The sequence below is a fragment of the Sphingomonas cynarae genome (genome assembly GCF_039537815.1).
Classification (GTDB): Bacteria; Pseudomonadota; Alphaproteobacteria; order Sphingomonadales; family Sphingomonadaceae; genus Sphingomonas; species Sphingomonas cynarae.
The window spans coordinates 262400-285980 of record NZ_BAABBF010000005.1 but is presented as its reverse complement, the minus strand read 5'-3'; the positions used below and the strand labels follow the sequence as shown (position 1 = coordinate 285980).

At 67.2% G+C, this 23581-nt stretch carries 22 protein-coding genes and 1 tRNA gene; 9 read left to right on the top strand and 14 right to left on the bottom strand.

What is annotated here, in order from left to right; all coding sequences use genetic code 11:
• Window positions 1-13 precede the first annotated feature (13 nt).
• The 4 genes from ABD719_RS12585 to ABD719_RS12570 all read right to left on the bottom strand — a co-directional run bounded on the left by ABD719_RS12585 (window position 14) and on the right by ABD719_RS12570 (window position 6305).
• On the bottom strand, window positions 14-1216 hold the full coding sequence (locus ABD719_RS12585; protein ID WP_344693730.1) for an acyl-CoA dehydrogenase family protein: 1203 nt from the start codon (window positions 1214-1216) through the stop codon (window positions 14-16).
• Window positions 1213-3246 carry a 3-hydroxyacyl-CoA dehydrogenase NAD-binding domain-containing protein gene (locus ABD719_RS12580; RefSeq protein ID WP_344693729.1) on the bottom strand — a complete coding sequence of 678 codons (2034 nt, stop codon included), beginning with the start codon at window positions 3244-3246 and terminating at the stop codon, window positions 1213-1215. Before ABD719_RS12580 ends, ABD719_RS12585 begins: the two co-directional genes overlap by 4 nt.
• A 152-nt stretch (window positions 3247-3398) precedes the next feature.
• Entirely contained in the window at window positions 3399-3935 is a 537-nt protein-coding gene (locus ABD719_RS12575) for a glycine zipper 2TM domain-containing protein (protein WP_344693727.1), read from the bottom strand.
• Window positions 3936-4040: 105 nt separating this feature from the next.
• Window positions 4041-6305, bottom strand: a complete 2265-nt coding sequence (locus ABD719_RS12570; protein WP_344693726.1) for an ATP-dependent helicase — start codon at window positions 6303-6305, stop codon at window positions 4041-4043.
• Between the two features lie 226 nt (window positions 6306-6531).
• On the opposite strand from ABD719_RS12570, the gene ABD719_RS12565 reads away from it, so the two are divergent.
• The 3 genes from ABD719_RS12565 (at window position 6532) to ABD719_RS12555 (ending at window position 8708) form a co-directional block, all read left to right on the top strand.
• Complete coding sequence (locus ABD719_RS12565; RefSeq protein ID WP_344693725.1) at window positions 6532-6858, top strand: UrcA family protein; 327 nt, start codon at window positions 6532-6534, stop codon at window positions 6856-6858.
• A 76-nt stretch (window positions 6859-6934) separates the two neighbouring features.
• Window positions 6935-7363 (top strand): GFA family protein, encoded by a 429-nt coding sequence (locus tag ABD719_RS12560; RefSeq protein ID WP_344693724.1) that lies wholly within the window; start codon window positions 6935-6937, stop codon window positions 7361-7363.
• A 58-nt stretch (window positions 7364-7421) separates the two neighbouring features.
• Complete coding sequence (locus tag ABD719_RS12555) at window positions 7422-8708, top strand: MFS transporter (protein ID WP_344693723.1); 1287 nt, start codon at window positions 7422-7424, stop codon at window positions 8706-8708.
• A gap of 58 nt (window positions 8709-8766) precedes the next feature.
• On the opposite strand, the gene ABD719_RS12550 is transcribed toward ABD719_RS12555, so the two are convergent.
• On the bottom strand, window positions 8767-9384 hold the full coding sequence (locus ABD719_RS12550) for a CC0125/CC1285 family lipoprotein (protein ID WP_344693722.1): 618 nt from the start codon (window positions 9382-9384) through the stop codon (window positions 8767-8769).
• A 110-nt stretch (window positions 9385-9494) separates the two neighbouring features.
• Complete coding sequence (locus ABD719_RS12545) at window positions 9495-9911, bottom strand: secondary thiamine-phosphate synthase enzyme YjbQ (RefSeq protein ID WP_344693721.1); 417 nt, start codon at window positions 9909-9911, stop codon at window positions 9495-9497.
• Window positions 9912-10005: 94 nt separating this feature from the next.
• On the opposite strand from ABD719_RS12545, the gene ABD719_RS12540 reads away from it, so the two are divergent.
• Window positions 10006-10080 (top strand) — tRNA-Asn (locus ABD719_RS12540).
• Between the two features lie 89 nt (window positions 10081-10169).
• Here ABD719_RS12540 and ABD719_RS12535 read toward each other — a convergent pair.
• Window positions 10170-10409, bottom strand: coding sequence for a hypothetical protein (locus ABD719_RS12535; RefSeq protein ID WP_344693720.1), 240 nt, complete (start codon window positions 10407-10409; stop codon window positions 10170-10172).
• Between the two features lie 202 nt (window positions 10410-10611).
• Between ABD719_RS12535 and ABD719_RS12530 the strand changes: the two genes are divergently transcribed.
• Window positions 10612-10773, top strand: a complete 162-nt coding sequence (locus tag ABD719_RS12530) for a hypothetical protein (protein WP_344693719.1) — start codon at window positions 10612-10614, stop codon at window positions 10771-10773.
• 31 nt (window positions 10774-10804) lie between these two features.
• On the opposite strand, the gene ABD719_RS12525 is transcribed toward ABD719_RS12530, so the two are convergent.
• Window positions 10805-11596, bottom strand: a complete 792-nt coding sequence (locus ABD719_RS12525) for an NAD kinase (RefSeq protein WP_344693718.1) — start codon at window positions 11594-11596, stop codon at window positions 10805-10807.
• On the bottom strand, window positions 11593-12618 hold the full coding sequence (gene moaA, locus ABD719_RS12520; protein ID WP_192126945.1) for a GTP 3',8-cyclase MoaA: 1026 nt from the start codon (window positions 12616-12618) through the stop codon (window positions 11593-11595). The genes ABD719_RS12525 and moaA overlap by 4 nt, the downstream gene beginning before the upstream one ends.
• Before the next feature lie 113 nt (window positions 12619-12731).
• Between moaA and ABD719_RS12515 the strand changes: the two genes are divergently transcribed.
• Together ABD719_RS12515 and ABD719_RS12510 are read left to right on the top strand one after the other, a co-directional pair.
• Window positions 12732-14216 (top strand): EAL domain-containing protein, encoded by a 1485-nt coding sequence (locus ABD719_RS12515; protein WP_344693717.1) that lies wholly within the window; start codon window positions 12732-12734, stop codon window positions 14214-14216.
• On the top strand, window positions 14213-14593 hold the full coding sequence (locus tag ABD719_RS12510) for a YybH family protein (RefSeq protein WP_344693716.1): 381 nt from the start codon (window positions 14213-14215) through the stop codon (window positions 14591-14593). Before ABD719_RS12515 ends, ABD719_RS12510 begins: the two co-directional genes overlap by 4 nt.
• Before the next feature lie 7 nt (window positions 14594-14600).
• On the opposite strand, the gene ABD719_RS12505 is transcribed toward ABD719_RS12510, so the two are convergent.
• From ABD719_RS12505 to ABD719_RS12495, 3 genes are all read right to left on the bottom strand, one after another.
• Window positions 14601-15326 (bottom strand): hypothetical protein, encoded by a 726-nt coding sequence (locus tag ABD719_RS12505; protein WP_344693715.1) that lies wholly within the window; start codon window positions 15324-15326, stop codon window positions 14601-14603.
• A 187-nt stretch (window positions 15327-15513) separates the two neighbouring features.
• Complete coding sequence (mfd, locus tag ABD719_RS12500; RefSeq protein ID WP_344693714.1) at window positions 15514-18975, bottom strand: transcription-repair coupling factor; 3462 nt, start codon at window positions 18973-18975, stop codon at window positions 15514-15516.
• An 85-nt stretch (window positions 18976-19060) separates the two neighbouring features.
• The gene (locus ABD719_RS12495; protein WP_344693713.1) at window positions 19061-19327 is read right to left on the bottom strand and encodes an FAD assembly factor SdhE; all 267 of its coding nucleotides are present in this window, start codon (window positions 19325-19327) and stop codon (window positions 19061-19063) included.
• 76 nt (window positions 19328-19403) lie between these two features.
• Between ABD719_RS12495 and recG the strand changes: the two genes are divergently transcribed.
• Window positions 19404-21452: an ATP-dependent DNA helicase RecG gene (gene recG / locus ABD719_RS12490; RefSeq protein WP_344693712.1), complete on the top strand. Its 2049-nt coding sequence runs from the start codon at window positions 19404-19406 to the stop codon at window positions 21450-21452.
• On the opposite strand, the gene ABD719_RS12485 is transcribed toward recG, so the two are convergent.
• Window positions 21444-21776, bottom strand: coding sequence for a PilZ domain-containing protein (locus ABD719_RS12485; protein WP_344693711.1), 333 nt, complete (start codon window positions 21774-21776; stop codon window positions 21444-21446). The two genes, recG and ABD719_RS12485, sit on opposite strands and share 9 nt — an antisense overlap.
• A gap of 161 nt (window positions 21777-21937) precedes the next feature.
• On the opposite strand from ABD719_RS12485, the gene ABD719_RS12480 reads away from it, so the two are divergent.
• Window positions 21938-22408, top strand: coding sequence for a hypothetical protein (locus ABD719_RS12480; protein ID WP_344693710.1), 471 nt, complete (start codon window positions 21938-21940; stop codon window positions 22406-22408).
• Here ABD719_RS12480 and tyrS read toward each other — a convergent pair.
• A complete protein-coding gene (gene tyrS, locus ABD719_RS12475) occupies window positions 22338-23561 on the bottom strand; it encodes a tyrosine--tRNA ligase (protein WP_344693709.1) in 1224 nt (407 codons plus the stop codon). The genes ABD719_RS12480 and tyrS overlap by 71 nt on opposite strands.
• Window positions 23562-23581 lie beyond the last annotated feature (20 nt).

Genomic DNA, 23581 nt, shown 5'->3' with positions numbered 1-23581 from the left:
GGGACGTTTATCGTTATGCGCCGGGCAATTGCAGGATATGTTTGGCAACGATATTGAGCTGGATTTCCGACGTGCCGCCCTCGATCGAGTTCGCCTTGCTGCGCAACCAGCGCCGCGCCGCAGCCCCGGTATCGGATGCCTCGCTGTCCCATTCCAGCGCGTTCGACCCGCCCGCCGCCATCGCGAGTTCCTGACGTTCCTTGTTCAGCTCGGTGCCGTAATATTTCATCATCGACGGCTGGGCGGGGTGCGCCTGTCCCGCCTTCAGTTCGTCGATGAAGCGTTCGGACATGGCCGCAAAGGCGCGAGCCCGTACCTCGAACCGGGCGATGGCGGCGCGCAGCAGCGGGTCGGCCAGCCGCCCGGAACCATCCACCCCGATCGTAGCAATTGCGCTATCTATTAATGGGTTACGCCCGGTATCTCGCAGGCCCATGCCGGATATCATCTCCCGCTCATGACCCAGCAGATATTTCGCGACTTCCCATCCCCGGTTCTCGTCATGGATGCGGTTCGCCTTGGGAACCTTCACCCCGTCGAAGAACGTTTCGCAGAACGGGGAGTAACCGCTGATCAGCAGGATCGGCCGGGTCGATACGCCTTCGGATGCCATGTCGAACAACACGAAGCTGATTCCGCCCTGCTTGGACTCCTTCGACGTCCGCACGAGGCAGAATATCCAGTCCGCCTTGTCGGCATAGCTGGTCCACACCTTCTGTCCGTCGACGATGTAATGATCGCCGCCATCGCGCGCGCTGGTGGCCAGGCTGGCCAGATCGGACCCGGCATTGGGTTCCGAATAACCCTGGCACCAGCGGATTTCACCGCGCGCGATCTTCGGCAGATGCTCCTGCTTCTGCGCCTCGGTGCCGTATTTTAGCAGTGCCGGCCCCAACATCGAAATGCCGAAGCTGTTGAGCGGCGACCGCGCCCCGATCGCCGCCATCTCCTCGCGCAGGATCTTTGTCTCGGCCGGTGACAGTCCGCCGCCGCCATAGGCGCTCGGCCAGTCCGGTACGGTCCAGCCGCGCTGCCCCATCCGGTCCAGCCAGTCGCGCTGTGCGGGAGACGACGGCACGAACCGCCGCCCGCCCCAGCAGACATCGTCCTCGGTCCGGACCGGGCGGCGCATCTCGGGCGGACAGTTCGCCGCCAGCCAGGCGCGCGTATCCTGTCGGAAACGGTCCGGATCGTTGACGGCCACCGCAGCGGTCACCTGATCTGCCCGCCGGTTGCGGCCGCTTCCTTCAACGATCTGGCAACCGGGAAGCCATATTGCTCCAGCCCGGCGACCACCTTCTTCAGCCCTTCGGTCTGCGCCCAGAACATCGGGCCGCCGCGATAGACCGGCCAGCCATAGCCGTAGATCCACACGACATCGATATCGGAGGCACGCTGGGCCTTGCCCTCTTCGAGGATCAGGGCGCCTTCGTTGACCATCGTGTAGAGCGTGCGCGCGACGATCTCGTCGTCGCCGATCTCGCGCGGGGTGACGCCTTCCTTGGCCCGGAACTGGTCGATGATCTCGGCGACGCGCGCGCTGTTCGATGGCGTCCGCTTCTCGTCATAATCGTAGAAGCCCGCCTTGGTCTTCTGGCCCCAGCGGTTCTCGGCGGCCAGCGCGTCGCGGATATTCTCGATCCGGCTCGGGTCGCGATGCCAGCCGATGTCGACGCCCGCCAGATCGGCCATCTGGAACGGCCCCATCGGCATCCCGAACCCGACATGGACACGGTCGATCTGTTCAGGCGTCGCGCCTTCCAGCAGCAGCTTGGTCGCCTCCACCTGCCGGGGCATCAGCATCCGGTTGCCGATGAAGCCATAGGTGACGCCCGCCACCACCGCGACCTTGCGGATTTTCTTGGCGACATCCATCACCGTCGCCAGCACATCGCCCGCGGTCTTGGCCCCGCGCACCACTTCCAGCAGTTTCATGACGTTGGCAGGCGAAAAGAAGTGCATCCCCACCACGTCCTGCGGCCGCGAGGTGACCGCCGCGATCTCGTCGATATCGAGATAGGAGGTGTTGGACGCCAGGATCGCGCCGGGCTTGGCGATGGCGTCGAGCCGGGTGAAGATATCCTTCTTCACCGACATTTCCTCGTACACCGCCTCGATGATCAGGTCGCATTCGGCCAGATCGTCGAAGGCCAGCGTCGGGGTCAGCGCGGCCATCGCGGCATCGACCTGTTCGGGCTTCATCCGCCCCTTGGCGGCGGTCGCCTCGTAATTCTTGCGGATGGTGCCGGTGCCGCGTTCCAGCGCGTCGGCCTGCATCTCGACGATCGTCACCGGGATGCCCGCCGTCAGGAAGTTCATCGCGATGCCGCCGCCCATCGTGCCGGCGCCGATCACGCCCACGCGCCTGATCGGGCGCAGCGCGGTGTCGGCGGGCACGTCGTCGATCTTCGATGCCTGCCGCTCGGCGAAGAAAATGTGGCGCTGCGCGGCGGACTGGACACCCATCATCAGCCGCATGAATTCCTGCCGCTCGAACGCGATGCCGTCCGCAAAGGTCGCGCCGGACGCGGCCTTCTCGATGCACGCGATGTTGGCGGCGGGCGCCTCGAACCCGCGAAAACGGCGGGCGTTTTCCTTCCTGAAGGCTTCCACGGCATCGGGATCGGCGGTCACGGCCTTTTCCGACGCGCGAGGGATTGGCCGGATATCCTTGATCTCATTGGCAAAGGCCAAAGCATCGGCAACCAGACTGTCCTCGCCGGCGATGCGATCGATCAGCCCCGCCTCATGCGCCTTCTTCGCCGGAATGGGATCGCCCTTGGCGGTCAGTTCCAGCGCGACGCGGACGCCCGCAACGCGGGGCAGGCGCTGCGTGCCGCCGGCACCCGGCAGCAGGCCCAGCTTCACCTCGGGCGTGCCGATCTTCGCGGAGGGGACCGCGATCCGGTAATGGCATCCCAGCGTGACCTCGCAGCCGCCGCCCAGCGCGGTGCCATGGATCGCGGCCACGACGGGCTTGGTCGATGCCTCGATCATGTCGACCAGCTCGGGCAGAAGCGGCGATACCGGCGGCTTGGTGAACTCGGTGATGTCGGCGCCGGCGAAGAAGGTGCGTCCGTCGCAGCGGATCACCATCGCCGCGACGGAGGCGTCGGCGACGCCATCCTTGATCGCCGCCTCGATCCCCTGCCGTACCGCCGCGCCCAGCGCGTTGACGGGTGGATTGTCGGAAATGATGACGAGGATATCGTCGTGGCGCTCGGTGCGGATCGGCGAGGCGGTCATGATCGTCTCCTGAACGGGCGGGCGGGATCAGTGTCCCATACCCCTGCTTCTAATATTGCCCCATCCTATCGCCGTACACTCGTCCTAAATCAACAGGATTTGGTCTACCGCATGGGCTATGCGGCAGACCCGATATTCAAGTCGCGGTTTCCCTAGCGGCAGCGGACCTGCTGGTTCTGATCCACCGCCCGTCCCGCCAGTGCGCCCGCCGCCGCGCCCAGCAGCGTCCCGACGGTGCGGCTGCGGCCGCCGTCGATCACGTTGCCCAGCACCCCGCCCGCCGCGCCACCGACGATCAGGCCGGTCGTCCCATCCGATCGCTTGCAGTAATAACGGCCGTCATAGCCGGCATAGACGCGGTCTTCGGATGCCAGCACCCGTTCGCGATACTGGGTGCCGCCGCGATAATCGCGGGCGGGGTCATAGGCCGCCTCGTCGTCATACCCGTCGCGGTAGCGATCCGGTGCCTGACGATAGGGGCCGGTATCCTCGTCGCGGTCGTCGTAACGGGCGGGGCCGGTGCGGGCGGCCTGATACCGGTCCACCTCCTGCCGGTAGAGCTGATATTCGCGATCGAACCGGTCCTGCGCCGTCCGGAACCGCTGCTCCTGAGCGCCGGTCTGGGCGAGGGCAGGGGCCACCACCATCGTCGCGGCAAGCAGACCGAGCGGGATCAAGCGGGAAAGCATGGCAACATCCTCCGGCCCGCGAATCGGGCAATGTGCGGAGGATACGGCCTGCCATGAGGATGGTTCCTGAACGGCCCCTTCAGCCCTTTGTCAGCAACCGCCGGTTCACCCCAGCGTGACGAAGCTGTCCATCACCCGCTTGCGCCCGGCATTCTCGAAGTCAATCTCCAGCTTGTTGCCCTCGATCTCGGCGATCGCGCCGTAACCGAACTTCTGGTGGAACACCCGCTGGCCGAGCGACAGGTCGTCGCGCCCCTTGTTGCCGATGCTGACCGCGCTCGCCTGGCTTTCGACGATCCGCTTGGGCGCGGTGGTGAAGCTCGACGGGCCGGTTTGCCCTGCCGCCCGCTGCCAGCCGGGACCGCGTCCGGTGCCGCGTGCCACATCCGCGAACGGATCGGCATGTTCGGACCAGTTCGCCCGCCACAGGCTTTCGCCGCCGGACATCGTCGTCTCGCTGTCGACATGGTCGCCCGGCAGTTCGCCGACGAAGCGGCTGGGGATGGAAGATGTCCACTGGCCATAGATGCGCCGGTTGGCGGCGTGCAAGATCACCGCCCGCCGCCGTGCCCGCGTGATCGCGACATAGGCGAGGCGGCGTTCCTCCTCCAGGCTTTTGGTCCCGCCCTCGTCGATCGCGCGCTGCGACGGGAACAGCCCTTCCTCCCAGCCGGCAAGGAACACCGTGTCGAACTCCAGCCCCTTGGCGGCGTGGATGGTCATGATCGTGACCTGCGGCTCCTGCACCGCCCCATCCTTGTCCATCACCAGGCTGACATGTTCGAGGAACGCGCCGAGCGAGTCGTATTCCTCCATCGCGCGGGTCAGTTCGGTAAGGTTCTCCAGCCGCCCCGCCGCCTCGACCGACTTTTCCGCCTGCAGCATCGCGGTATAGCCGCTCTCGTCCAGCAACTGTCGCGCCAGTTCGGCATGGGATAGCTGGCTCGCCCGGTCGCGCCAGCGGGCGATATCACCGACCAGATTGCCCAGCGAACGCCGCGCCTGCGGGGTCAGTTCGTCGGTGTCGAGGATGCGCGCCGCCGCCGTGGTCAGCGGCGCGCCCGTGGCGCGGGCGAGCTGGTGGATCTTCGCCAGCGCCTTGTCGCCAAGGCCCCGCTTGGGCACGTTGACGATCCGCTCGAACGCCAGATCGTCCGACGGCTGGTTGACGATGCGCAGATAGGCGAGCGCATCGCGGATTTCGGCGCGTTCGTAGAAGCGGAAGCCGCCGACGATCCGGTACGGCATGCCGATCACGATGAACCGGTCCTCGAACTCGCGCGTCTGGTGCGAGGCGCGGACGAGGATCGCGACATCGTCCAGCCCGGTGCCGCGCCGCTTCGCCGCCTCGATCTCCTCGCCGACGCGGCGTGCCTCCTCGGGCCCGTCCCACACGCCCAGCACGCGCACCTTCTCGCCCACGTCGAGTTCGGTCCACAGCGTCTTGCCCAGCCGGCCGCTGTTGTTGGCGATCACGCCGCCCGCCGCGCCCAGGATATGCGGGGTGGAACGGTAATTCTGTTCCAGCCGGATCACCGTGGCGCCGGGGAAATCCTTCTCGAAGCGCAGGATGTTTTCCACCTGCGCGCCGCGCCACGAATAGATCGACTGGTCGTCGTCGCCCACGCAGGCGATGTTCTTGCGCTCCTGCGCCAGCAGCCGCAGCCAGAGATACTGGACGCTGTTGGTATCCTGATACTCGTCGACCATGATGTAGCGGAACCGCTGCTGGTACAGTTCCAGCACGTCGCGCTGCGTCTTCAGGATCACCAGCATGTGGAGCAGCAGGTCGCCGAAATCGCAGGCGTTCACCGCCTTCAACCGCGCCTGATACTGCGCATAAAGCTCGCCACCGCGCCCGTTGGCATAACGCTCGCTCTCGCCCGCATCGACGTCGCCGGGCGTCAGCCCCTTGTTCTTCCACTCGTCGATCAGCCCGGCCAGGCTGCGGGCAGGAAACCGCTTCTCGTCGATATCGGCGGCAAGGATCAGTTGCTTGAGCAGGCGCAACTGGTCGTCGGTGTCGAGGATGGTGAAATTGGATTGCAGCCCGACCAGTTCGGCATGGCGGCGCAGCATCTTCGCGCCGATCGCATGGAAGGTGCCCAGCCACGGCATCCCCTCCACCGCATCCCCTACCAGCCGGCCGACCCGCTCGCGCATCTCGCGCGCGGCGCGGTTGGTGAAGGTGACGGCCAGTATCTCCGATGGCCACGCCTTGCGCGTGTACAGCAGGTGGGCCAGCCGTGCGGTCAGGGCGGCCGTCTTGCCGGTGCCGGCGCCGGCCAGCATCAGGACCGGGCCGTCGGTCGTCAGCACGGCCTGGCGCTGGGGTTCGTTCAGGCCGCGCAGATAGGGCGGCTCTTGCATCGGGGTGGTGGCATCGTTCACCGACGAACAGGTAGGGAACGGCGATGCCGGGGGCAAGCATCCTCCGCCGTCATCGCCCTGACACGCGATCGTCGCGCGGGCGTAACGACAGCGGCGCAGAGGGCGTGCAGCCAACGGGGGGTCGCGGTCGGTATCGACCGGGGCGGGTCTCCGTGGGCGATGATGCGCACCCGGATACCGGGGCGCCCCCCGCAGGAGCCCAGTCATGAAGATCATCCAGAACGTCGCGACCGCGGCGGTCCTCGCCATATGTGCATTGTCGCCCGTCGCAGCTGCCGCACAGACCCGTGTGCCGGTCACCGCGCGGATCGAAACCGCCGACCTGAACCTGTCCGATCCCGCCGGGCGGGCCAGCCTGCACCGTCGGCTGACCGCCGCCGCCCGTCATGCCTGCGGTCAGGACAAGGCCCGCTGGCACGAACTGGCCGATGCACAGCGTTGCTACCGCGAAATGATGGCGGACGGCACCCGCAAGATCGCCGCGATCGTCGGCGGTCGCACGGTGCAGCTCGCCAGCATCGATCGTCGCTGATCGCCGCAGGGTCGATCGGGGCGGGGCAGGACCCGCCCCGATTGACTCCACCCCCGCCGGCAGAGACGTTACCGCGATGACCGATCCGATTCCCGATACTGACGCCATCCGTACCGGCGGCTGCCATTGTGGTGCCGTGCGCTATGTCGCGACCGGGCAGGCGGCGCATCATGCCCTGTGTCATTGCAGCGATTGCCGCCGCTGGTCGGGCGCGCCGATGGTCGGCTGGATCGCGTTTCGCGAGGAACAGCTGACGGTGACGGGGGATACGCGATCCTATGCCTCGTCCGCCCTTGCGACGCGTGACTTCTGCGGGCGGTGCGGAACCGGATTGTTCTATCGCAACCCCACCTATCTGCCCGGCATCGTCGATATCCAGTCGGGTACGCTCGACGATCAGGCCGGCGATCCGCCCGGCGCGCACATCATGGTAAAGGACCGGGTCGGCTGGCTCGACGATATCGACGCACTGCCCCGATTCGCGACCTATCCGGGCGTCGATTGATCTGGTGACGGCAGGCCCGTCGGGTTGACCGTGCAGGGCGGGGGCGTGAAACGGGCGCATGACCCATCATCCGCCGTCCCATGCCCGCGTACTAACCGCCAGTTTCGTCGGTACGACGATCGAATTCTACGATTTCTACGTCTATGCCACCGCCGCCGCACTGGTGTTCGGGGAATTGTTCTTTCCCGTCGGTTCACCCGGTACGCAGCAACTGGCGGCATTCGCGACGCTGGCGGTGGCGTTCTTCGCGCGACCGGTGGGCAGCATCGTGTTCGGCCATTTCGGCGACCGGATCGGCCGCAAATCGACGCTGGTCGCCTCCCTCCTGACGATGGGGGTGTCGACCACGCTCGTCGCCTTCCTGCCGACCTATGCCAGCGCCGGCTGGATCGCGCCGGTGGCGTTGTGCGTGCTGCGGTTCGGGCAGGGCTTCGGCCTGGGCGGGGAATGGGGCGGGGCGGCGCTGCTGGCGGTCGAACACGCTCCCCCGGGCTGGCGCGCACGCTATGGCAGCGCGCCGCAACTGGGGGCGCCGGCCGGCTTCATCCTCGCCAACGGCTTGTTCCTGCTGCTGGGCGTATGGCTGTCGCCGGCAGAATTCCGCGACTGGGGCTGGCGGGTGCCGTTCGCGATCAGCGCGCTGCTGGTCGCGCTTGGCCTGTGGATCCGCCTGAAGCTGACCGAAACCCCGGAATTTGCCGCCTCGCTGACCGAATCACCGCCGCCATCGGTTCCGCTGTTCGAGCTGTTCCGGCATCATGGCGGCGTGACGCTGGCCGGCATCGTCGGCGCGATCGCGTGCTTCGCCGCCTATTATGTCGGCACCGCCTTTCTCCTCGGCTACGGAACCAAGACGCTGGGCTTCACCATGCAGCAGTTCCTGCTGATGCAGTTGGGCGCGATCCTGTTCATGGCCGTCGGCATCTATGGTGCCGCGTGGCTCGCCGATCGGCGCTGGGACGAGCGTCGGGTGCTGGCGGGGGGATGTGTCGCCACGATCCTCGTGGGCTTCACGATCGCCCCGCTGATGAACGGGTCGGCGGCGGGGGCGTTCGCCTTCCTGTCGCTGACCCTGTTCGCGATGGGTTTCGTCTATGGACCGCTCGGCGCCTGGCTGCCCGGGCTGTTTCCGCCACGGGTGCGCTACACCGGTGCCTCGATCGCGTTCAACGTCGCGGGGGTGATCGGCGGCGGGCTGACGCCGCTGGTGGCGCAGGGGCTGGCGATGGAACACGGGCTTGCCGCAGTCGGCCTGTACCTCAGCGGCGCGGCGGCGCTCAGTCTCGTCGCGCTGCTGACCCTGCGCCCGCGGCCGGCACGAACCGCGCTCGACCAGACGTTATAGGCACGCAAAAGCCGGAGCCACCCCGGGGTGGCTCCGGCCATGTCGTTCCGGCGAACGATCAGCGCCGGTTGGGCTGTTCCGGCAACTGCACGGACGGGCCGACCGATTCGACAACCTTGCGGGCATCGAAGGCACGGATGTTCTCGCGCGGGATCGGTCCCTTGCGCATCACGATCTCCGCTGCGGCCTCGTACCGGTCGATGGTGCGGACGTCGAAACCACCACCCCAGGGACCGAAACCACCGCCCCACGGATCCCAGCTGCGCCAGCCGAAACCGGCTCCGCGATACCGCCACGACGGCCCCCAATAGCCGCCGAAGCCGCCATAACCGAAACCGCCGCCAAATCCGCCACCGAACCCCGGCGTGGAATAGGTGCGCGATTGCAGGTTGGTGTCGCGATCCGCCATCACGAAATAATCATAGCCTTGCTGCAACGTCAGCTCGGCGGCCCGGAAGAACAGATACCGTTCCACGGTATCGCGCGATGTCACGCTGTTGCCGGCAAAGCTGATGAGGAAGCGATTCGGCTCGATCTGCCGGTCGCTGTAGCCCGACCGGTAGAAGCCCTGCCCGGTGGCCGGACGGTAACGGGTTTCCGTCGCGCAGCCCGCGACGAAAAGAGTGCTGGCGGTCAACGCCGCCACGATGGCCTTGCGGCCGAAGGAAAGAAACATTTCAGCGTCTCCGTTCGCGGCAGATGCGGCGAAACGCCCCGCAATAACCGTCAATGGTGGAACGAGCGATGAACGACTTGGCTCCCGTTCAGCAAAATGACTGATTGGGATCATTCACCGATCAGATGCAATGCCAGCGTCCGGCGATGCGGCGCACGGCGATGTTCGAACAGATAGATGCCCTGCCACGTCCCCAACGCCATCTCGCCACGGATGACGGGAATCGACAACTGTACCGTCGTCAGGGCGCTGCGCAGATGCGCGGGCATGTCGTCCGGTCCCTCGTCGTCATGCTCATAGCGGTCGCTCTCCGGTGCGATACGCGCGAAATAGCGTTCCAGGTCACGTCGCGCGGCCGGGGCGGCATTCTCCTGGATCAGCAACGAGGCGGAGGTATGCCGGCAGAACACCGTCAGCAGCCCCTCGTCGATCCCTGTCTCGCCGATCCAGCGGACGATCCGGTCGGTGATCTCGTGCAATCCCGCGCCGGGAGTGGCGATCGTCAGCATGGTGGTCGTCTGTCGCATTTACCCCCAATGCATCGCCGCGATGATCGCTCCATGATCGGATAGGGGGTTGCATCCTCTTTTCCGCCGGTTATAGAGCCGCCACCGGCAACGATCCCTGATAGCTCAGCGGTAGAGCTCTCGACTGTTAATCGAGCGGCCGTAGGTTCGAATCCTACTCAGGGAGCCACCTTCCGATATGACGCGGATGATGATGGCCGACCGGTACCCGTCACCTGCTTTCCACGATCATCCCGGTCTACGGTAACACCGCGCCGTTCAGCGCGATGGATCGATCTGGCCGGCGCGCGTCAGCAGCAGCGGCATGTCCTCCGTCACGAACGTATCGGTCGAAACCGGCCATGTTGCCCGCAGCAGCAGCCGGGCGGTGGCCAGCCGCTCATCGGCGTCCTGCGCGACATTCCGGGTATCCCGCTCGCACAGCCGGAACTCCTCGAAAGGAGAATTTGGCAGGTCATGGGCATCGATGCGGGGATGAACCGGGACTGGATTGGGCATCTCGACCTACTCGAACCGCCGCGAGTCAACCATGCGGCATTTGCCCTGTAGGGGCGATCGATGACGGATTTAAGCGGATAATGATGATGTTACCGGTGGGATGCCGCGGATTTGCGGCATGTCGCCAGCCCATATCAATGACGGTCGTCGCCCCCATCGGCGGGAGCCGTGCGTTGGCCACGTATGAACAGGAGAATGATCGATGGCCGATGACAATGGCAACAAGCCGGCGCGGGGGCTGGTGATCGGCATGGTGTGCGCCTTCGTTGGCGCGATCCTGCTGGCGATCCTGTTCGTGACGAACGTCGCCGGCACCGACAAGCCGGTGGAATCCGTGCAGGCGCAACGGGAAACCCAGCGCTGAACCCACGCCGGTTCCCCCGGCGACGGCGCGGTCAGGCGATGAACTGTTCCATCGTGATCCGCTCGTCCAGCGCGTGTTCGGGGTCGAACAGCAGGGTCAGGTCGCGGGCGCGATCCATCGAGATATCCACCTGCGCCACGTCGCGCATCTCGCGCTGGTCCGCGACCGCGGAGACGGGGCGCTTGGCGGGGTCCAGCACCGTCAGCGAGATGCGGGTCTTGTCGGGCAGGATCGCCCCGCGCCAGCGCCGCGGCCGGAACGGGCTAATCGGGGTCAACGCCAGCATACCCGAACCGAGCGGCAGGATCGGCCCCTGCGCGGACAGATTATAGGCGGTCGATCCCGCCGGCGTCGCGCACAGGATGCCGTCGCATGCCAGTTCGGGCAGGACGATCCGGTCGTTGACCCGCACCTCCAGCTTGGCGGTCTGCCGCGTCTCGCGCAGCAGCGACACCTCGTTGATCGCGGGGAGGGTGCAGATACGACCGTCCACCGCCGTCGCGGTCATCTGGAGCGGGGTGACCTGAAACCGGCGCGCGCGGGCCAGCCGTTCCTGCAGGCCGTGCCGCCGCCATTCGTTCATCAGGAAGCCGACCGTCCCCAGATTCATGCCGAACACCGGCACCGGCGCCGCGCCGGGGGCCATACGCCGCTCCAGCATCCGGTGCAGCGTGTGCAGCATGAACCCGTCACCGCCCAGGGCGATCACCACGTCCGCCTCGTCCAACGGTACCCAATCGGCGGCATCGGCCAGTTCGGCGGCCGCGGCCTGCGCCGGGCCGGTGGGTGAGGCGGCCAGCGCCCACCGCTGATAACCGGTCATCCGCCCGTGACGCTCATATGCCGGGTCACCGCCGGGGCCGATCCCGCCTCGATCCGGAAATCGTGGCGCAACGGTTTCTCGCGCAGGCCACGGTCGATGGCGGCGTCCAGCGCGCCGATGCCGCCATCGCGCAGCGCCGCCTTCAGATCGACCTGATCGTCATGACCTAGGCACATGTACAATTTGCCCTCGGTCGTCAGCCGCACCCGGTTGCACCCGTCGCAGAAATTCGCGGTCAGCGGCGAGATCAGCCCCAGCCGCGTGTCCGTTCCCGCCACCCGCCAGTATCGCGCCGGTCCGCCGGTGCGATGCGAATCGCGCTCCAGCGGGAAACGCGCCGACAGATCGTCGAACACCCGCGTCAGCGGCAGGAAGCGATCGACCCGGTCCTCGTCGATCGCGCCCAGCGGCATCGTCTCGATCAGCGACAGGTCCAGCCCCTCGTCGGCACACCATTGCAGCATGGGGCCGATCTCGTCCTCGTTCAGCCCTTTCAGCGCGACCATGTTGATCTTGATGCGTAGGCCGGCATCGCGCGCGGCCCGGATACCGCCGATCACCTGCGCGACATCGCCGTGCCGGGTGATATGTCGGAACCGGTCGGCATCGAGGCTGTCGAGGCTGACGTTGATCCGCCGCATCCCGGCGGCGAGCAGCGCGGGCGCATGATCGGCCAGCCGCGTGCCGTTGGTGGTCATCGTCAGCTCGTCCAGCCCGTGGCCGACCAGATCGCCCAGCCGCCTGACCAGTTCGCCGACATCGCGGCGCACCAGCGGTTCCCCGCCCGACAACCGAATCTTCGTCACGCCGCGCGCCACGAATCGCTCGGCGATGATCGCGATCTCTTCCAGGCTCAGCAGCGCCGATTTCGGCAGGAACGTCATCTGTTCCGCCATGCAGTACCGGCAGCGCAGGTCGCAGCGATCGGTCACCGAGATGCGGAGGTACCGGATCGCCCGCCCATGCGCGTCGACCAGCCTGTCGAAAGCGGGCGTATCGGAAGGGGATAGGACCGTCGCCATCGTACCGTCCCAGCTAGGGTCTGCATCGTCGATCGGCAAGAGCGTGACCGACAGGACGTGACTGATGCGTAACGGATTGAGGGTGCGCCCACCCGCCGCTAGGGTCCACAAACATGGACAGCCCCGACCAGCACCGCGCCATCGGCATCGTCGACGCCCGTGGCCGCGAACAGGCGGCGCTGCGCGAGATCCGCGTCGCCGCCACCGCGGGCGAGGCGGTGCTGGTCCTGACCGATACTGCCGAGGGGGCCGCGCCGTTCGTCGCGGCGGGCGCTGCCGGCTTCCTCGCCGGCCTCCATTCGAAACCGGCGATCGCCACGATGCTGCCCATGCTGCGCGCTGCCGGCCCCATCGACCGGCGCGAAACATCGGCGATCGACGGCGAGGAAGGGCGGCGACTGCGCGCCTGGCTCGACGGCCGGATCGCCGCCGGCGGCAGCTGCGCGCTCGTCGCCGTCACGTTATCGCGACTCGACCTCGTCAACGCCGCGCATGGACGCGAACGGGTGGATGCGGTGATCGCGCTGGCGCAGGCGCGAATCGCGGAGTCGGCCGGCCCGGACACCGTCGTGGCGCGGATCGCGGGCGATCACTTCCTGATCGGGCTGGACGGTCCACCCATCACGCGGCTCGGCGCGATCGGTGCGGCGCTTGCCCGGCCCTTCGCCGTCGAGGGCGGGCCGATCCTGATCGGGCATCGGATCGGCGTCGCCGGCCAGGCACCGGGCGAGGATGCCGATGCCCTGTTGCGTCGCGCCGACACCGCCTTGGCGCAGGCGCGGGTCAGCGCTGGCGCCACGGTGCGGATGGCCGCGCCGGAGGAAGCCGGGTCGCTGGATGCGCTTGCAGCCGATCTGCATCACGCGGTGACGGGCGACGGCATCGCGATCCTGTTCCAGCCGCAGGTGGAGATCGCCAGTGGCGATATCGTCGGAGTGGAGGCGCTGGCGCGGTGGCAGCATCCCCGGCTTGGCGCGCTGGGGGCCGACACGCTGTTCGCCGCCGCCGACCGGGCCGATCTCGGCATCGCCCTGTCCGATCATATCCAGGAACTGACCTTGCGATGTGCCGCACGTTGGCCGCGATCGCTGTCGACGCTCCGGCTGTCGCTGAACCTCACCGCCGCCGATCTCGCCCGGACCGGTTTCGCCCGCCTGTTCCTCGACCGGGTCGATGCCAGCGGCTTTCCGCGCGGCCGGCTGACCGTCGAGGTGACGGAAACCGGCATGATCCTCGAACTCGATCGTGCCGCCACCGTCCTCGCCGAGCTGCGGGGGGCGGGGTGCCGCGTCGCGATCGACGATTTCGGCACCGGCTATTCCAGCCTCGCCTATCTGAAGGCGTTGCCGCTCGATTATCTGAAGATCGACAAGGCGCTGGCCCGCGACATCGTGGGCAATCCGCGCGACCGGGTGGTGGTGCGCGGCGTGATCGATATCGCCCGTGGATTGGGGCTGGCGGTGATCGCCGAAGGGGTGGAAACGCCTGAACAGCTCGCCCGGCTGACGGCGGAGGGTTGCGGCTGGTATCAGGGGTTCCTGCGGGCCGGCGCGCTGGACGAGGCGGCACTGATCGCGATGGTGGAGAACGAACGATGATCGCGGCGATGGTGCAACTGGCGGAGGCGACGACCATCGCCGCCGCGATGGCCGCCAGCGCGGCGGGGTGGAACGCCGGCGACCTCGATCGTTTCATGGCGGTCTATGCCGACGATGCGGTCTACGTCACCGCCAGGGGCGTCGTGCGCGGCAAGACGGCGATCGCCGCGCGTTATGCGTCCAGCTTCACCGCTGGCGGCAACACCCGCGGCAAGCTGTCGTTCGAGATGCTGGTGGAACGCCCGATCGATGCCACCCACCGCGTCCTCATCGCGCGCTGGACGCTGACGGGCAAGGAAACGCAATCGGGCTATACCACCCTGGTTTTCGCGCGACGGGACGGCCATTGGCGCATCGTCACCGACCATAGCAGTTGAGCGCAGGTCAGCTGCCGGGCGGTATTCCAAGAGGCCGCGCTCCGGGAAACGGTGGAAAGACCAGCGGCGCCGCCGTCTCGCCTGCCGCGCCGGCCGTCACCGTGCGATAGACGGTCAGGCCGAATGGGCTGAACGCGACCACGCCGATCGTGAGTTGCAGCGCCGCGATCGTACCTGCACCCCACCACCATGCGCGGTGGATTGCACCGTACCGCCTGACGTCCGCGACCATGCCCGCGATCGGAAACAGCATCACGCAGACGAACACGCCCCACGCCGCGAACGGGATCAGCAGCGGCATCGGCAGCAGCCGCCCGAATGCCGGCCCGGTCAGGATCGCCATCCCGCACAGCATCAACCGGCGATGCCAGTCGGTCCGCCGCCGCAGCCGGATCGCCGCCACCGTCAACGCACCGAAACCCAGCACGGTCAACCAGTTCATGAACAGGAAATAGCCGGGCTGGAAGAAGAACGGCGTTCTTCCCTGGCGAACCATCATCGCGGTCATGTACAGGCCCAGTATCATCACCGCCACGGCCCAGCCCGCCCCGATCCAGCCCAGTTGCCGATGCAGCGCCACCGATCCACGCCCGACCAGATGGTTCTGGACGACATACAGCATCGTCCATCCCATGAAGACCAGCGCATGGACATGCAGCATCGGTGGTGACCGAAAGCTTGACCGCCCCATCAGCCACTGCATGCCGAAACCGGCAACGATGATCCCGGCCATGATATAGGCCGTGGTGACGAAGAATCGGTGATCGGTTGTTCGCGTTCCGCTGTAGATAGTTGCCATGCCGCCCCCCGGTCTTGACCGGGCGATGGTATCGCACCGCTACCGGGGAGTCGATCGCGGTATCACGATCAAAAGACGGATATCGACATCGCCAGATCCACGGCGGACCGGCGACCGACCGTCATGCCATCGCCTTCGCCAGCCCCTTCGACAATTGCAGCGCGCCGTGCAGCCGCGATTTCGCATCGGGCCAGGCGCGTTGCAGCACCAGCTTCGAATCCGGCCGCAGCTTGGCGACGCCGCCCAGCCGGTCGACATAGGCGATCAGGCCGCCGACATTGGGCGGCTTGTCGTCGTGGAACGACACCAGCACGCCCTTCGCACCGACATCCATCTTGGCGATGCACGCCTTCTTGGCGTTCAGCTTGATCTCGATGACGCGGATCAGGTTTTCGGTCGCATCGGGCAGCGCACCGAACCGGTCGATCATCTCGGCGGCGAACGCCTCCACCTCGCGCGCGTCCGCCACATCGTTCAGGCGGCGATACAGACCCATCCGCAGGTCCAGATCGGGAACGTAATCCTCCGGGATCAGGATCGGCGCGTCGACGGTGATCTGGGGGCTGAAATCGCGCGGCCGGCTGGCGAAACCGCCCGCCTTGGCGTCCATGATCGCCTCTTCCAGCATCGACTGGTAGAGTTCGTAGCCGACCTCCTTGATATGCCCCGACTGTTCGTCGCCCAGCAGGTTGCCGGCGCCGCGAATGTCCAGATCGTGGCTGGCCAGTTGGAACCCGGCGCCCAGCGTGTCGAGGTCGCTCAGCACCTTCAGCCGCTTGTCAGCCGCCTCGGTCATCTGCCGTTCGGGCGGCGTCACCATATAGGCATAGGCCCGCGTCTTCGACCGACCGACCCGCCCGCGCAACTGGTACAGCTGCGCCAGCCCGAACCGGTCGGCGCGGTTGACGATCATCGTGTTGGCGGACGGGATATCCAGCCCGCTTTCGATGATGGTGGTCGACACCAGCACTTCGAACCGTTTCTCGTAGAAGGCGCTCATGCGCTCCTCCACCTCGGAGGCGCTCATCTGGCCATGCGCGATCACGTAGCGGATTTCCGGCACCTCGTTGCGCAGGAACTCCTCGATATCGGGCAGGTCGGCGACGCGGGGCGTGACCATGAAGCTCTGGCCGCCGCGATAATGTTCGCGCAGCAACGCCTCGCGCAGCACCACCGGGTCCCACGGCATCACATAGGTGCGCACCGCCAGCCGGTCGACCGGCGGCGTCTGGATGACCGACAGTTCGCGCAGGCCGGACATCGCCATCTGCAACGTGCGCGGGATCGGCGTCGCGGTCAGCGTCAACATATGGACGTCGGCCTTCAGCGCCTTCAGCCGTTCCTTGTGCGTCACGCCGAACCGCTGTTCCTCGTCGACGATGACCAGCCCTAGCCGCTTGAACTCGACGTTCTTGGCCAGCAGCGCGTGGGTGCCGATCACCACGTCCAGATCGCCCGATGCGGTGCCCTCCTTGGTGGCTTTCGTCTCCGCCGTACCGACCAGCCGGCTGATCCGCCCGATCTTGATCGGGAAGCCTTCGAACCGCGCGGAGAAATTATTGTAATGCTGGCGGGCGAGCAGAGTCGTCGGACACACGATCGCCACCTGCATCCCGCCCATCGCCGCCACGAACGCGGCACGCAGCGCAACCTCGGTCTTGCCGAAGCCGACATCGCCGACGATCAGCCGGTCCATCGGCTTGCCCGCCGCCAGATCGCCCAGCACGTCGTCGATCGCCCGGTCCTGATCGTCGGTGGGATCGTAGGGGAAGCGATCGACGAACGCCGGATAGCCGCTGGCATCCGGTTCCGCGACCTCGCCCGGCCTGAGCGCGCGCTCCGCCGCCACCGCGATCAGCTCGCCGGCGATCTCGCGGATGCGCTCCTTCATTTTCGACTTGCGCCGCTGCCACGCCTCGCCGCCGAGACGATCGAGCGCCGCGCCGTCCTCACCCGATCCGTAGCGGGTCAGGACCTCCAGATTCTCGACCGGCACGTAGAGCTTGTCGCCGCCGGCATAGGACAGGGCGACGCAATCATGCGGACTCTTGCCCACCGGGATCGAGGTCAGCCCCTCGTACCGGCCGATGCCGTGGTCGCTGTGGACCACCAGATCGCCGGGGGACAGCGTCGCCAGTTCGGCGAGGAAGGCGTCGGCGGATTTCTTGCGCTTGTTCCGCCGGATCAGCCGGTCGCCCAGCATGTCCTGTTCGGTCAGCACCGCTACACCCGGCGCGGTGAACCCATGGTCCAGCGGCAGCACGACCAGCCCGACACCGAAGCTCTTGGTGGTGTCGGCGATGCCCAGCGCCTCCTGCCACGTCTCCGCGTGCTTGGCGCCCTTCAGCCCATGGTCTTTCAACAGGCTGCCGAGCCGGTCGCGCGCACCCGCCGAATAGCTGGCGAGGATCGGCTTGCGCCCGTCGCGACGCAGTTTCTCGATATGCGCGACGACCGCTTCGTAGACGTTGCTCTGCGCCGCCCGCTCCGCGCCGAAATCGCGCGGGCCATCGACCCCGAAATCCAGCACCCGGCTCGATTCGGGTTCGTGGAACGGCGTGGTCAGATGCGCGGTCGCCCCCGCGATCCCGTCCGTCCAGGCATCGAGGTCGAGGTACAGCGCCTTGGCCGGCAGCGGCCGGTAACTCCCCGGCTGTGCGGCCTCGGCGCGCTTCCGGTTCTCGTAATAGTCGGCGATCGCCTCGAACCGGCCTTCGGCAGCGGCGGCGGCGGAGGCATCGCGGATGACGACCGCCTCACCGATATGGTCGAACAGCGTCGCCAGCTTCTCCTCGAACAGCGGCAGCCAGTGTTCCATGCCTGCCTGCCGCCGCCCGTCCGACACCGCCTGATACAGCGGATCGCCCGTCGCGGTCGCGCCGAACGCCTCGCGATACCGGGTGCGGAACCGCTTGATCGATTCGGCATCCAGCAGCGCCTCCGACGCGGGCAGCAGCGTGAAGCCGTCGATCCGCCCCGTCGTCCGCTGGTCGGCGGCATCGAAGGTCCGCACGCTCTCGATCTCGTCGCCGAAGAAATCGAGCCGCAGCGCATGTTCCTCGCCGGACGGATACAGGTCGACCAGCCCGCCGCGCACCGCATATTCGCCGTGATCGTGGACCGTCTCGGTCCGGACATAGCCGTTGGCCTGCAACAACGTCGCCAGATCGTCGCGGCCGATCCGCTCGCCCGGCGCCAGCGTCGCGACCAGTTGCCGGATGCGGAACGGCGTCAGCACCCGCTGCGTCGCCGCATTGGCAGTGGTCAGCACCAGTTGCGGCCCCTTGGCCTTCCCCTGCAACCGGTACAGCGCCGCCACCCGCTCCGCCATGACGCGCAAGGTCGGCGAGGCGCGGTCATAGGGCAGGCAGTCCCAGGCCGGGAACGTCACCACCTCCAGCTCCGGCGCGAAGAACGGCGCGGTCGAGGCGATCGCCCGCATCGCCGCATCGTCGGGCGCGACGAACACCACCCGCCCGGCGGCACGCGCCAGATCGGCGAGCAGCGACGGCTGGAACCCGGTCGGCACCCCCGCCAGCGTCAGCGGCGCCTTGGCCGTCAGGATCGATTTCAGGTCGGGCATCGGGTTCTTTCTTCGTCCTGACGGGGTTTCACCGCACAACTTGCTTGCCTCCCCGGCCTCCGCCGGGGAGGTGCCGGGGAGAAGATCACTCAGGCAACGGCACGAAATCCAGCGACCGCATCGTCTGCATCATCGCCGTGTCCCATTCGGGCGGGCAGGGGATCGATCCGATCGCCCAGCCCATGATATCGACGTCCTGTTCCTCCAGCAGCGCCTCGAACCAGTCGAGTTCAGTGGCGGACCAGCCGGCGTGGTGCGCATCGAAGAATCCGCCGATCATCAGGTCGGCCTCGCGCGTGCCGCGGTGCCAGGCGCGGAAATAGGTGCGCTTCAGGCGTATGTCGTGATCCATCGCGCCAAACTCCAACGGGATATGGCCGGCGGACGCTGGCGGCGGCCGTCGGCTGGTGTATGGCGGTCATGTAGTCATGCGTCCCGATATCCTCAATCCGCTGTTCGCCGAGATCACCGCGCTCAAGGGCGTCGGCCCCGCGCTCGCCCGCCCGCTCGACCGGCTGGGGCTGCGCCGAGTGATCGACATCGCCTTCCATCTGCCGACCGGCTGGGTCGACCGGGTGCCGCGCACCGAACTGATGGCATCCGATGCCGGCCGCATCATCGCGATCCCCCTGACGCCGCAGAGCATCCGCGACGGCAACGGCCGCACGCCGACGCGCGTGCAGGCGGCGGACGCGCACGGCAACATCGTCAGCCTCGTCTATTTCGGCGGCCATCCCGGCTGGGCGAAGAAGCTGCTGCCGATCGGCGAGACGAAGCTCGTGTCGGGGCGGCTCGACCAATATGGGCAGGATCTCCAGATCGTCCATCCCGACCTGGCCGATCCCGGCGACCCCTTGCGCGACCGCGAGCCGATCTATCCGCTGTCGGAAGGAGTCACCTCCCGCCGGCTCGCCGGGTTCATCGAACAGGCGATCGCCCGTACCCCCGATCTGCCCGAATGGATCGAGCCGACGCTGAAGGCGAAGCGAGACTGGCCCGACTGGCGCGCCGCGCTGGAACGCATCCATGCCGACCCCGCCGATGCGAAGGCACGCGAACGCCTCGCCTATGACGAGGTGTTCGCCAGCCAACTGGCGATGACTTTGGTCCGCGCCGATACCCGCAAGCGCAAGGGGCGCGCGCTCACCGGCGACGGCCGCCTGCGCGACCTGCTGCGCCTGCCCTATACCCCTACCGGCGCGCAGACCCGTACCGTCGCGGAGATCGAGGGCGATCTGGCGCAGGAGGCACCGATGCTTCGACTGCTGCAGGGCGATGTCGGATCGGGCAAGACGCTGGTCGCCGCGATGGCGCTGCTCGTCGCGATCGAGGCGGGGGCGCAGGGCGCATTGCTCGCCCCCACCGAAATCCTCGCGCGCCAGCATTATGATTCGCTACGCCGAACCCTGTCCGGCCTGCCGATCGAGATCGGCGTGCTGACCGGCCGCGACAAGGGCCGCGCGCGGGAGGCGACGCTGATGGCGCTGGCCGACGGATCGATCGACCTGCTGGTCGGCACGCACGCGATCTTTCAGGAGGCGGTCCGCTACCGCGACCTCGCGCTGGTCGTGGTCGACGAACAGCATCGCTTCGGCGTCGCGCAGCGGATGCTGTTGCAGGAAAAGGGCCGCAGCCCGCACCTGCTCGCGATGACCGCGACGCCGATCCCGCGCACGCTGACGCTGGCGCAGTACGGCGACATGGACGTCAGCCGCCTCGACGAGATGCCGCCCGGCCGCGAACCGATCGAAACCCGCGTCCTGTCGGAGGACCGGCTGGACGAGGTGGTGAACGCGCTCGGCCGACACCTGTCCGAGGGGGGACAGGCTTACTGGGTCTGCCCGCTGGTCGAGGAGAGCGAGAAATCCGATCTCGCCGCCGCGGAGGCGCGGGCGGAGGCGCTCACGGCCCGCTTCGGCGAGCGCGTCGGTCTGATCCATGGTCGCATGAAGCCGGCGGAGAAGGACGCGGTGATGGAGGCGTTCGCGGGCGCGCGCACCGGCGTGCTGGTCGCGACGACGGTGATCGAAGTGGGGGTCGACGTGCCCAATGCCACGCTGATCGTGATCGAACATGCCGACCGGTTCGGCCTTGCCCAGCTTCACCAGTTGCGCGGTCGGGTGGGGCGCGGCGGCGGGCGGTCGATCTGCCTGTTGCTGCGCGGCAATGCGCTCAGTGAAACGTCCCGCGCGCGCCTTGCCCTGATGCGCGAATCGAACGACGGATTCCGGCTCGCGGAAGAGGATCTGCGGCTGCGCGGCGGGGGTGAGATGCTCGGCACCCGCCAGTCGGGGGAGGCGGGCTTCCGTCTCGCCACACCGGAGATGCTGCCGGACCTGCTGCAATGCGCGCATGACGATGCCCGGCTGTTGATCGACCGGGACGGCGGCCTGTCGGGCCCGCGCGGGCAGGCGGCGCGGGTGGCGCTGTATCTGTTCGAACGCGACGCGGGCGTCGCGCTGCTGCGATCAGGCTGACGGCGCGGTCATGCCCCGCATCATGATCTGGAGCATCAGGACGTAATCGGCGGGATCGATCGGCCGCAATAGCCGACAGCCGATCCGCCCGCCCAGCGACCAACGGACCTCGGCCTCCAGCGCGCCGATCAACGGCATATGGATCGCCAGCAGATCGCCCGCCTCATGGGGCGCTTCGCTGCGCGCCATGAAACCGCGGGGCGAGATGTTGACGACCACCACCGGCATTTCCGCCCCATTGGCCTGTGCGGCACGGGTCCGGTGCAGCACGGGCTGGCGCGGCTCGCGCCGATCATCGTCCGGTAACCGTTGCGCCAAACCCATGCCGTCCTCTCGTCACGCGCCGACGTCTCGTGACGGTGCGATCCAGATCGGTCCTATCGGATCGGGCATTGAGAAAGGGTTAGGACGGCACACGCCCCGATCGGTCCGGTAGCGTGACCATGATAAACGGATCGGCAATATTGCCCGGTTACGGGATAAGGATGACCGCGACCTTTTCCATCACGGCCGATGCGCCCCGTGACCTGATCTGCCTGACGATGGCCGGATTTTTCACGGTCGACGATATTGCGCGCTTCGCCGCCGAGCGTGACCGCGCCCATCTGAAACTGCGCTGCCTGCCCAACCAGCACCTCACTTTGGTCGACATCCGCGGCATGGTCATCCAGTCGCAGGAAAGCGTCGACCGGTTCCAGACGATGCTCGCCAATCCGGCCACCCGGTCGCGGCGAATCGCCTTCGTCGTCGCGCGGTCGCTATCGCGGATGCAGATCAAGCGGGCAGCCGCCAATCGCGACGCCGCCTATTTCATGACGATCGAGGAAGCGACGGCGTGGCTGCTGGACGATGGCCTGCTTCCGGCCGATCATTCCGTCTCGCCGGTTATTCCCGCACCAGCAGCCCGTGATGCTTCTTGCCCGCCGATACTTTCACCGGCTCCGCATCGACCGTAATCGTCGCGGCCTCGTCGCTCACCTTCTCGCCGGCCACCCGCGCGCCGCCGCCCGCGATCAGCCGGCGCGCCTCACCGCGCGACTTGGCGAACCCCAACCCGAGCAGCGCATCGACCAGCGCCACTTCGCCCGTCACCGCGAACCGGGGCAGGGCATCGCCGCCCTGACCTTCCTCAAAGGTGCGACGCGCGGTGTCCGCCGCCTCGTCGGCCGCGGCGCGCCCGCGGCACATCGCGGTCGCCTCGGTGGCCAGGATCTTCTTCGCCTCGTTGATCTGCGCACCGGGCAAGGCTTCCAGCCGGCGGATCTCGTCCAGCGGCAGGTCGGTGAACAGCCGCAGGAACCGGCCGACATCGCGATCGTCGGTGTTGCGCCAGAACTGCCAGTAATCGAAATGCGGCAACTGGTCCTCGTGCAGCCAGATCGCACCCGCCATCGTCTTGCCCATCTTGCCGCCGTCGGCGGTCGTGATCAGCGGGGTGGTGATCCCGAACACCTCGGTCCCGTCCATCCGCCGCGCCAGTTCGATGCCGTTGACGATATTGCCCCACTGGTCGCTGCCGCCCATCTGCAACCGGCAATTCGCGCGGCGAGAAAGCTCCATGAAATCATAAGCTTGCAGGATCATGTAGTTGAATTCGAGGAAGCTGAGCGACTGTTCGCGGTCCAGCCGCAGCTTCACCGAATCGAACGACAGCATCCGGTTGACCGAGAAATGCTGCCCGACCTCGCGCAGGAACGGGATATATTCCAGCGCGTCGAGCCATTCGGCATTGTCCAGCATCACCGCATCGGTCGGCCCGTCCCCGAACGTCAGAAAGCGTTCGAAGATTCGCCGGATCGACGCGACGTTGGCGGCGATGCCGTCCTCGCCCAGCAGCTTGCGCGCTTCGTCCTTGAAACTGGGATCGCCGATCTTGCCGGTGCCGCCGCCCATCAGCACGATCGGCTTGTGTCCGCTCTGCTGCAATCGCCGGAGCAGCATGATCTGGACAAGGCTGCCGACATGCAGCGACGGCGCGGTCGGATCGAAACCGATATAGCCGGGCACCACGCCCTTCACGGCCAGCGCGTCGAGCGCGACCGCATCGGTCATCTGATGGATATAGCCGCGCTGCGACAGGATGGTGAGAAGCTCGGACCGGTAGGACATGCCCGCCGGTTAGCAAGCCC

Excerpts from the sequence above, each read along its gene's own strand:
- ABD719_RS12555 (WP_344693723.1), top strand. The coding sequence starts at position 7,422 with ATGACCCATCATCCGCCGTCCCATGCCCGCGTACTAACCGCCAGTTTC.
- tyrS (WP_344693709.1), bottom strand. The coding sequence starts at position 23,561 with ATGTCCTACCGGTCCGAGCTTCTCACCATCCTGTCGCAGCGCGGCTAT.
- ABD719_RS12530 (WP_344693719.1), top strand. The coding sequence starts at position 10,612 with ATGGCCGATGACAATGGCAACAAGCCGGCGCGGGGGCTGGTGATCGGC.
- ABD719_RS12525 (WP_344693718.1), bottom strand. The coding sequence starts at position 11,596 with ATGACCGGTTATCAGCGGTGGGCGCTGGCCGCCTCACCCACCGGCCCG.
- ABD719_RS12495 (WP_344693713.1), bottom strand. The coding sequence starts at position 19,327 with ATGGATCACGACATACGCCTGAAGCGCACCTATTTCCGCGCCTGGCAC.
- ABD719_RS12545 (WP_344693721.1), bottom strand. The coding sequence starts at position 9,911 with ATGCGACAGACGACCACCATGCTGACGATCGCCACTCCCGGCGCGGGA.
- ABD719_RS12570 (WP_344693726.1), bottom strand. The coding sequence starts at position 6,305 with ATGCAAGAGCCGCCCTATCTGCGCGGCCTGAACGAACCCCAGCGCCAG.
- ABD719_RS12560 (WP_344693724.1), top strand. The coding sequence starts at position 6,935 with ATGACCGATCCGATTCCCGATACTGACGCCATCCGTACCGGCGGCTGC.
- ABD719_RS12480 (WP_344693710.1), top strand. The coding sequence starts at position 21,938 with ATGACCGCGACCTTTTCCATCACGGCCGATGCGCCCCGTGACCTGATC.
- ABD719_RS12535 (WP_344693720.1), bottom strand. The coding sequence starts at position 10,409 with ATGCCCAATCCAGTCCCGGTTCATCCCCGCATCGATGCCCATGACCTG.
- ABD719_RS12515 (WP_344693717.1), top strand. The coding sequence starts at position 12,732 with ATGGACAGCCCCGACCAGCACCGCGCCATCGGCATCGTCGACGCCCGT.
- mfd (WP_344693714.1), bottom strand. The coding sequence starts at position 18,975 with ATGCCCGACCTGAAATCGATCCTGACGGCCAAGGCGCCGCTGACGCTG.
- ABD719_RS12565 (WP_344693725.1), top strand. The coding sequence starts at position 6,532 with ATGAAGATCATCCAGAACGTCGCGACCGCGGCGGTCCTCGCCATATGT.
- ABD719_RS12510 (WP_344693716.1), top strand. The coding sequence starts at position 14,213 with ATGATCGCGGCGATGGTGCAACTGGCGGAGGCGACGACCATCGCCGCC.
- ABD719_RS12485 (WP_344693711.1), bottom strand. The coding sequence starts at position 21,776 with ATGGGTTTGGCGCAACGGTTACCGGACGATGATCGGCGCGAGCCGCGC.
- ABD719_RS12550 (WP_344693722.1), bottom strand. The coding sequence starts at position 9,384 with ATGTTTCTTTCCTTCGGCCGCAAGGCCATCGTGGCGGCGTTGACCGCC.
- moaA (WP_192126945.1), bottom strand. The coding sequence starts at position 12,618 with ATGGCGACGGTCCTATCCCCTTCCGATACGCCCGCTTTCGACAGGCTG.
- ABD719_RS12575 (WP_344693727.1), bottom strand. The coding sequence starts at position 3,935 with ATGCTTTCCCGCTTGATCCCGCTCGGTCTGCTTGCCGCGACGATGGTG.
- ABD719_RS12505 (WP_344693715.1), bottom strand. The coding sequence starts at position 15,326 with ATGGCCGGGATCATCGTTGCCGGTTTCGGCATGCAGTGGCTGATGGGG.
- ABD719_RS12580 (WP_344693729.1), bottom strand. The coding sequence starts at position 3,246 with ATGACCGCCTCGCCGATCCGCACCGAGCGCCACGACGATATCCTCGTC.
- recG (WP_344693712.1), top strand. The coding sequence starts at position 19,404 with ATGCGTCCCGATATCCTCAATCCGCTGTTCGCCGAGATCACCGCGCTC.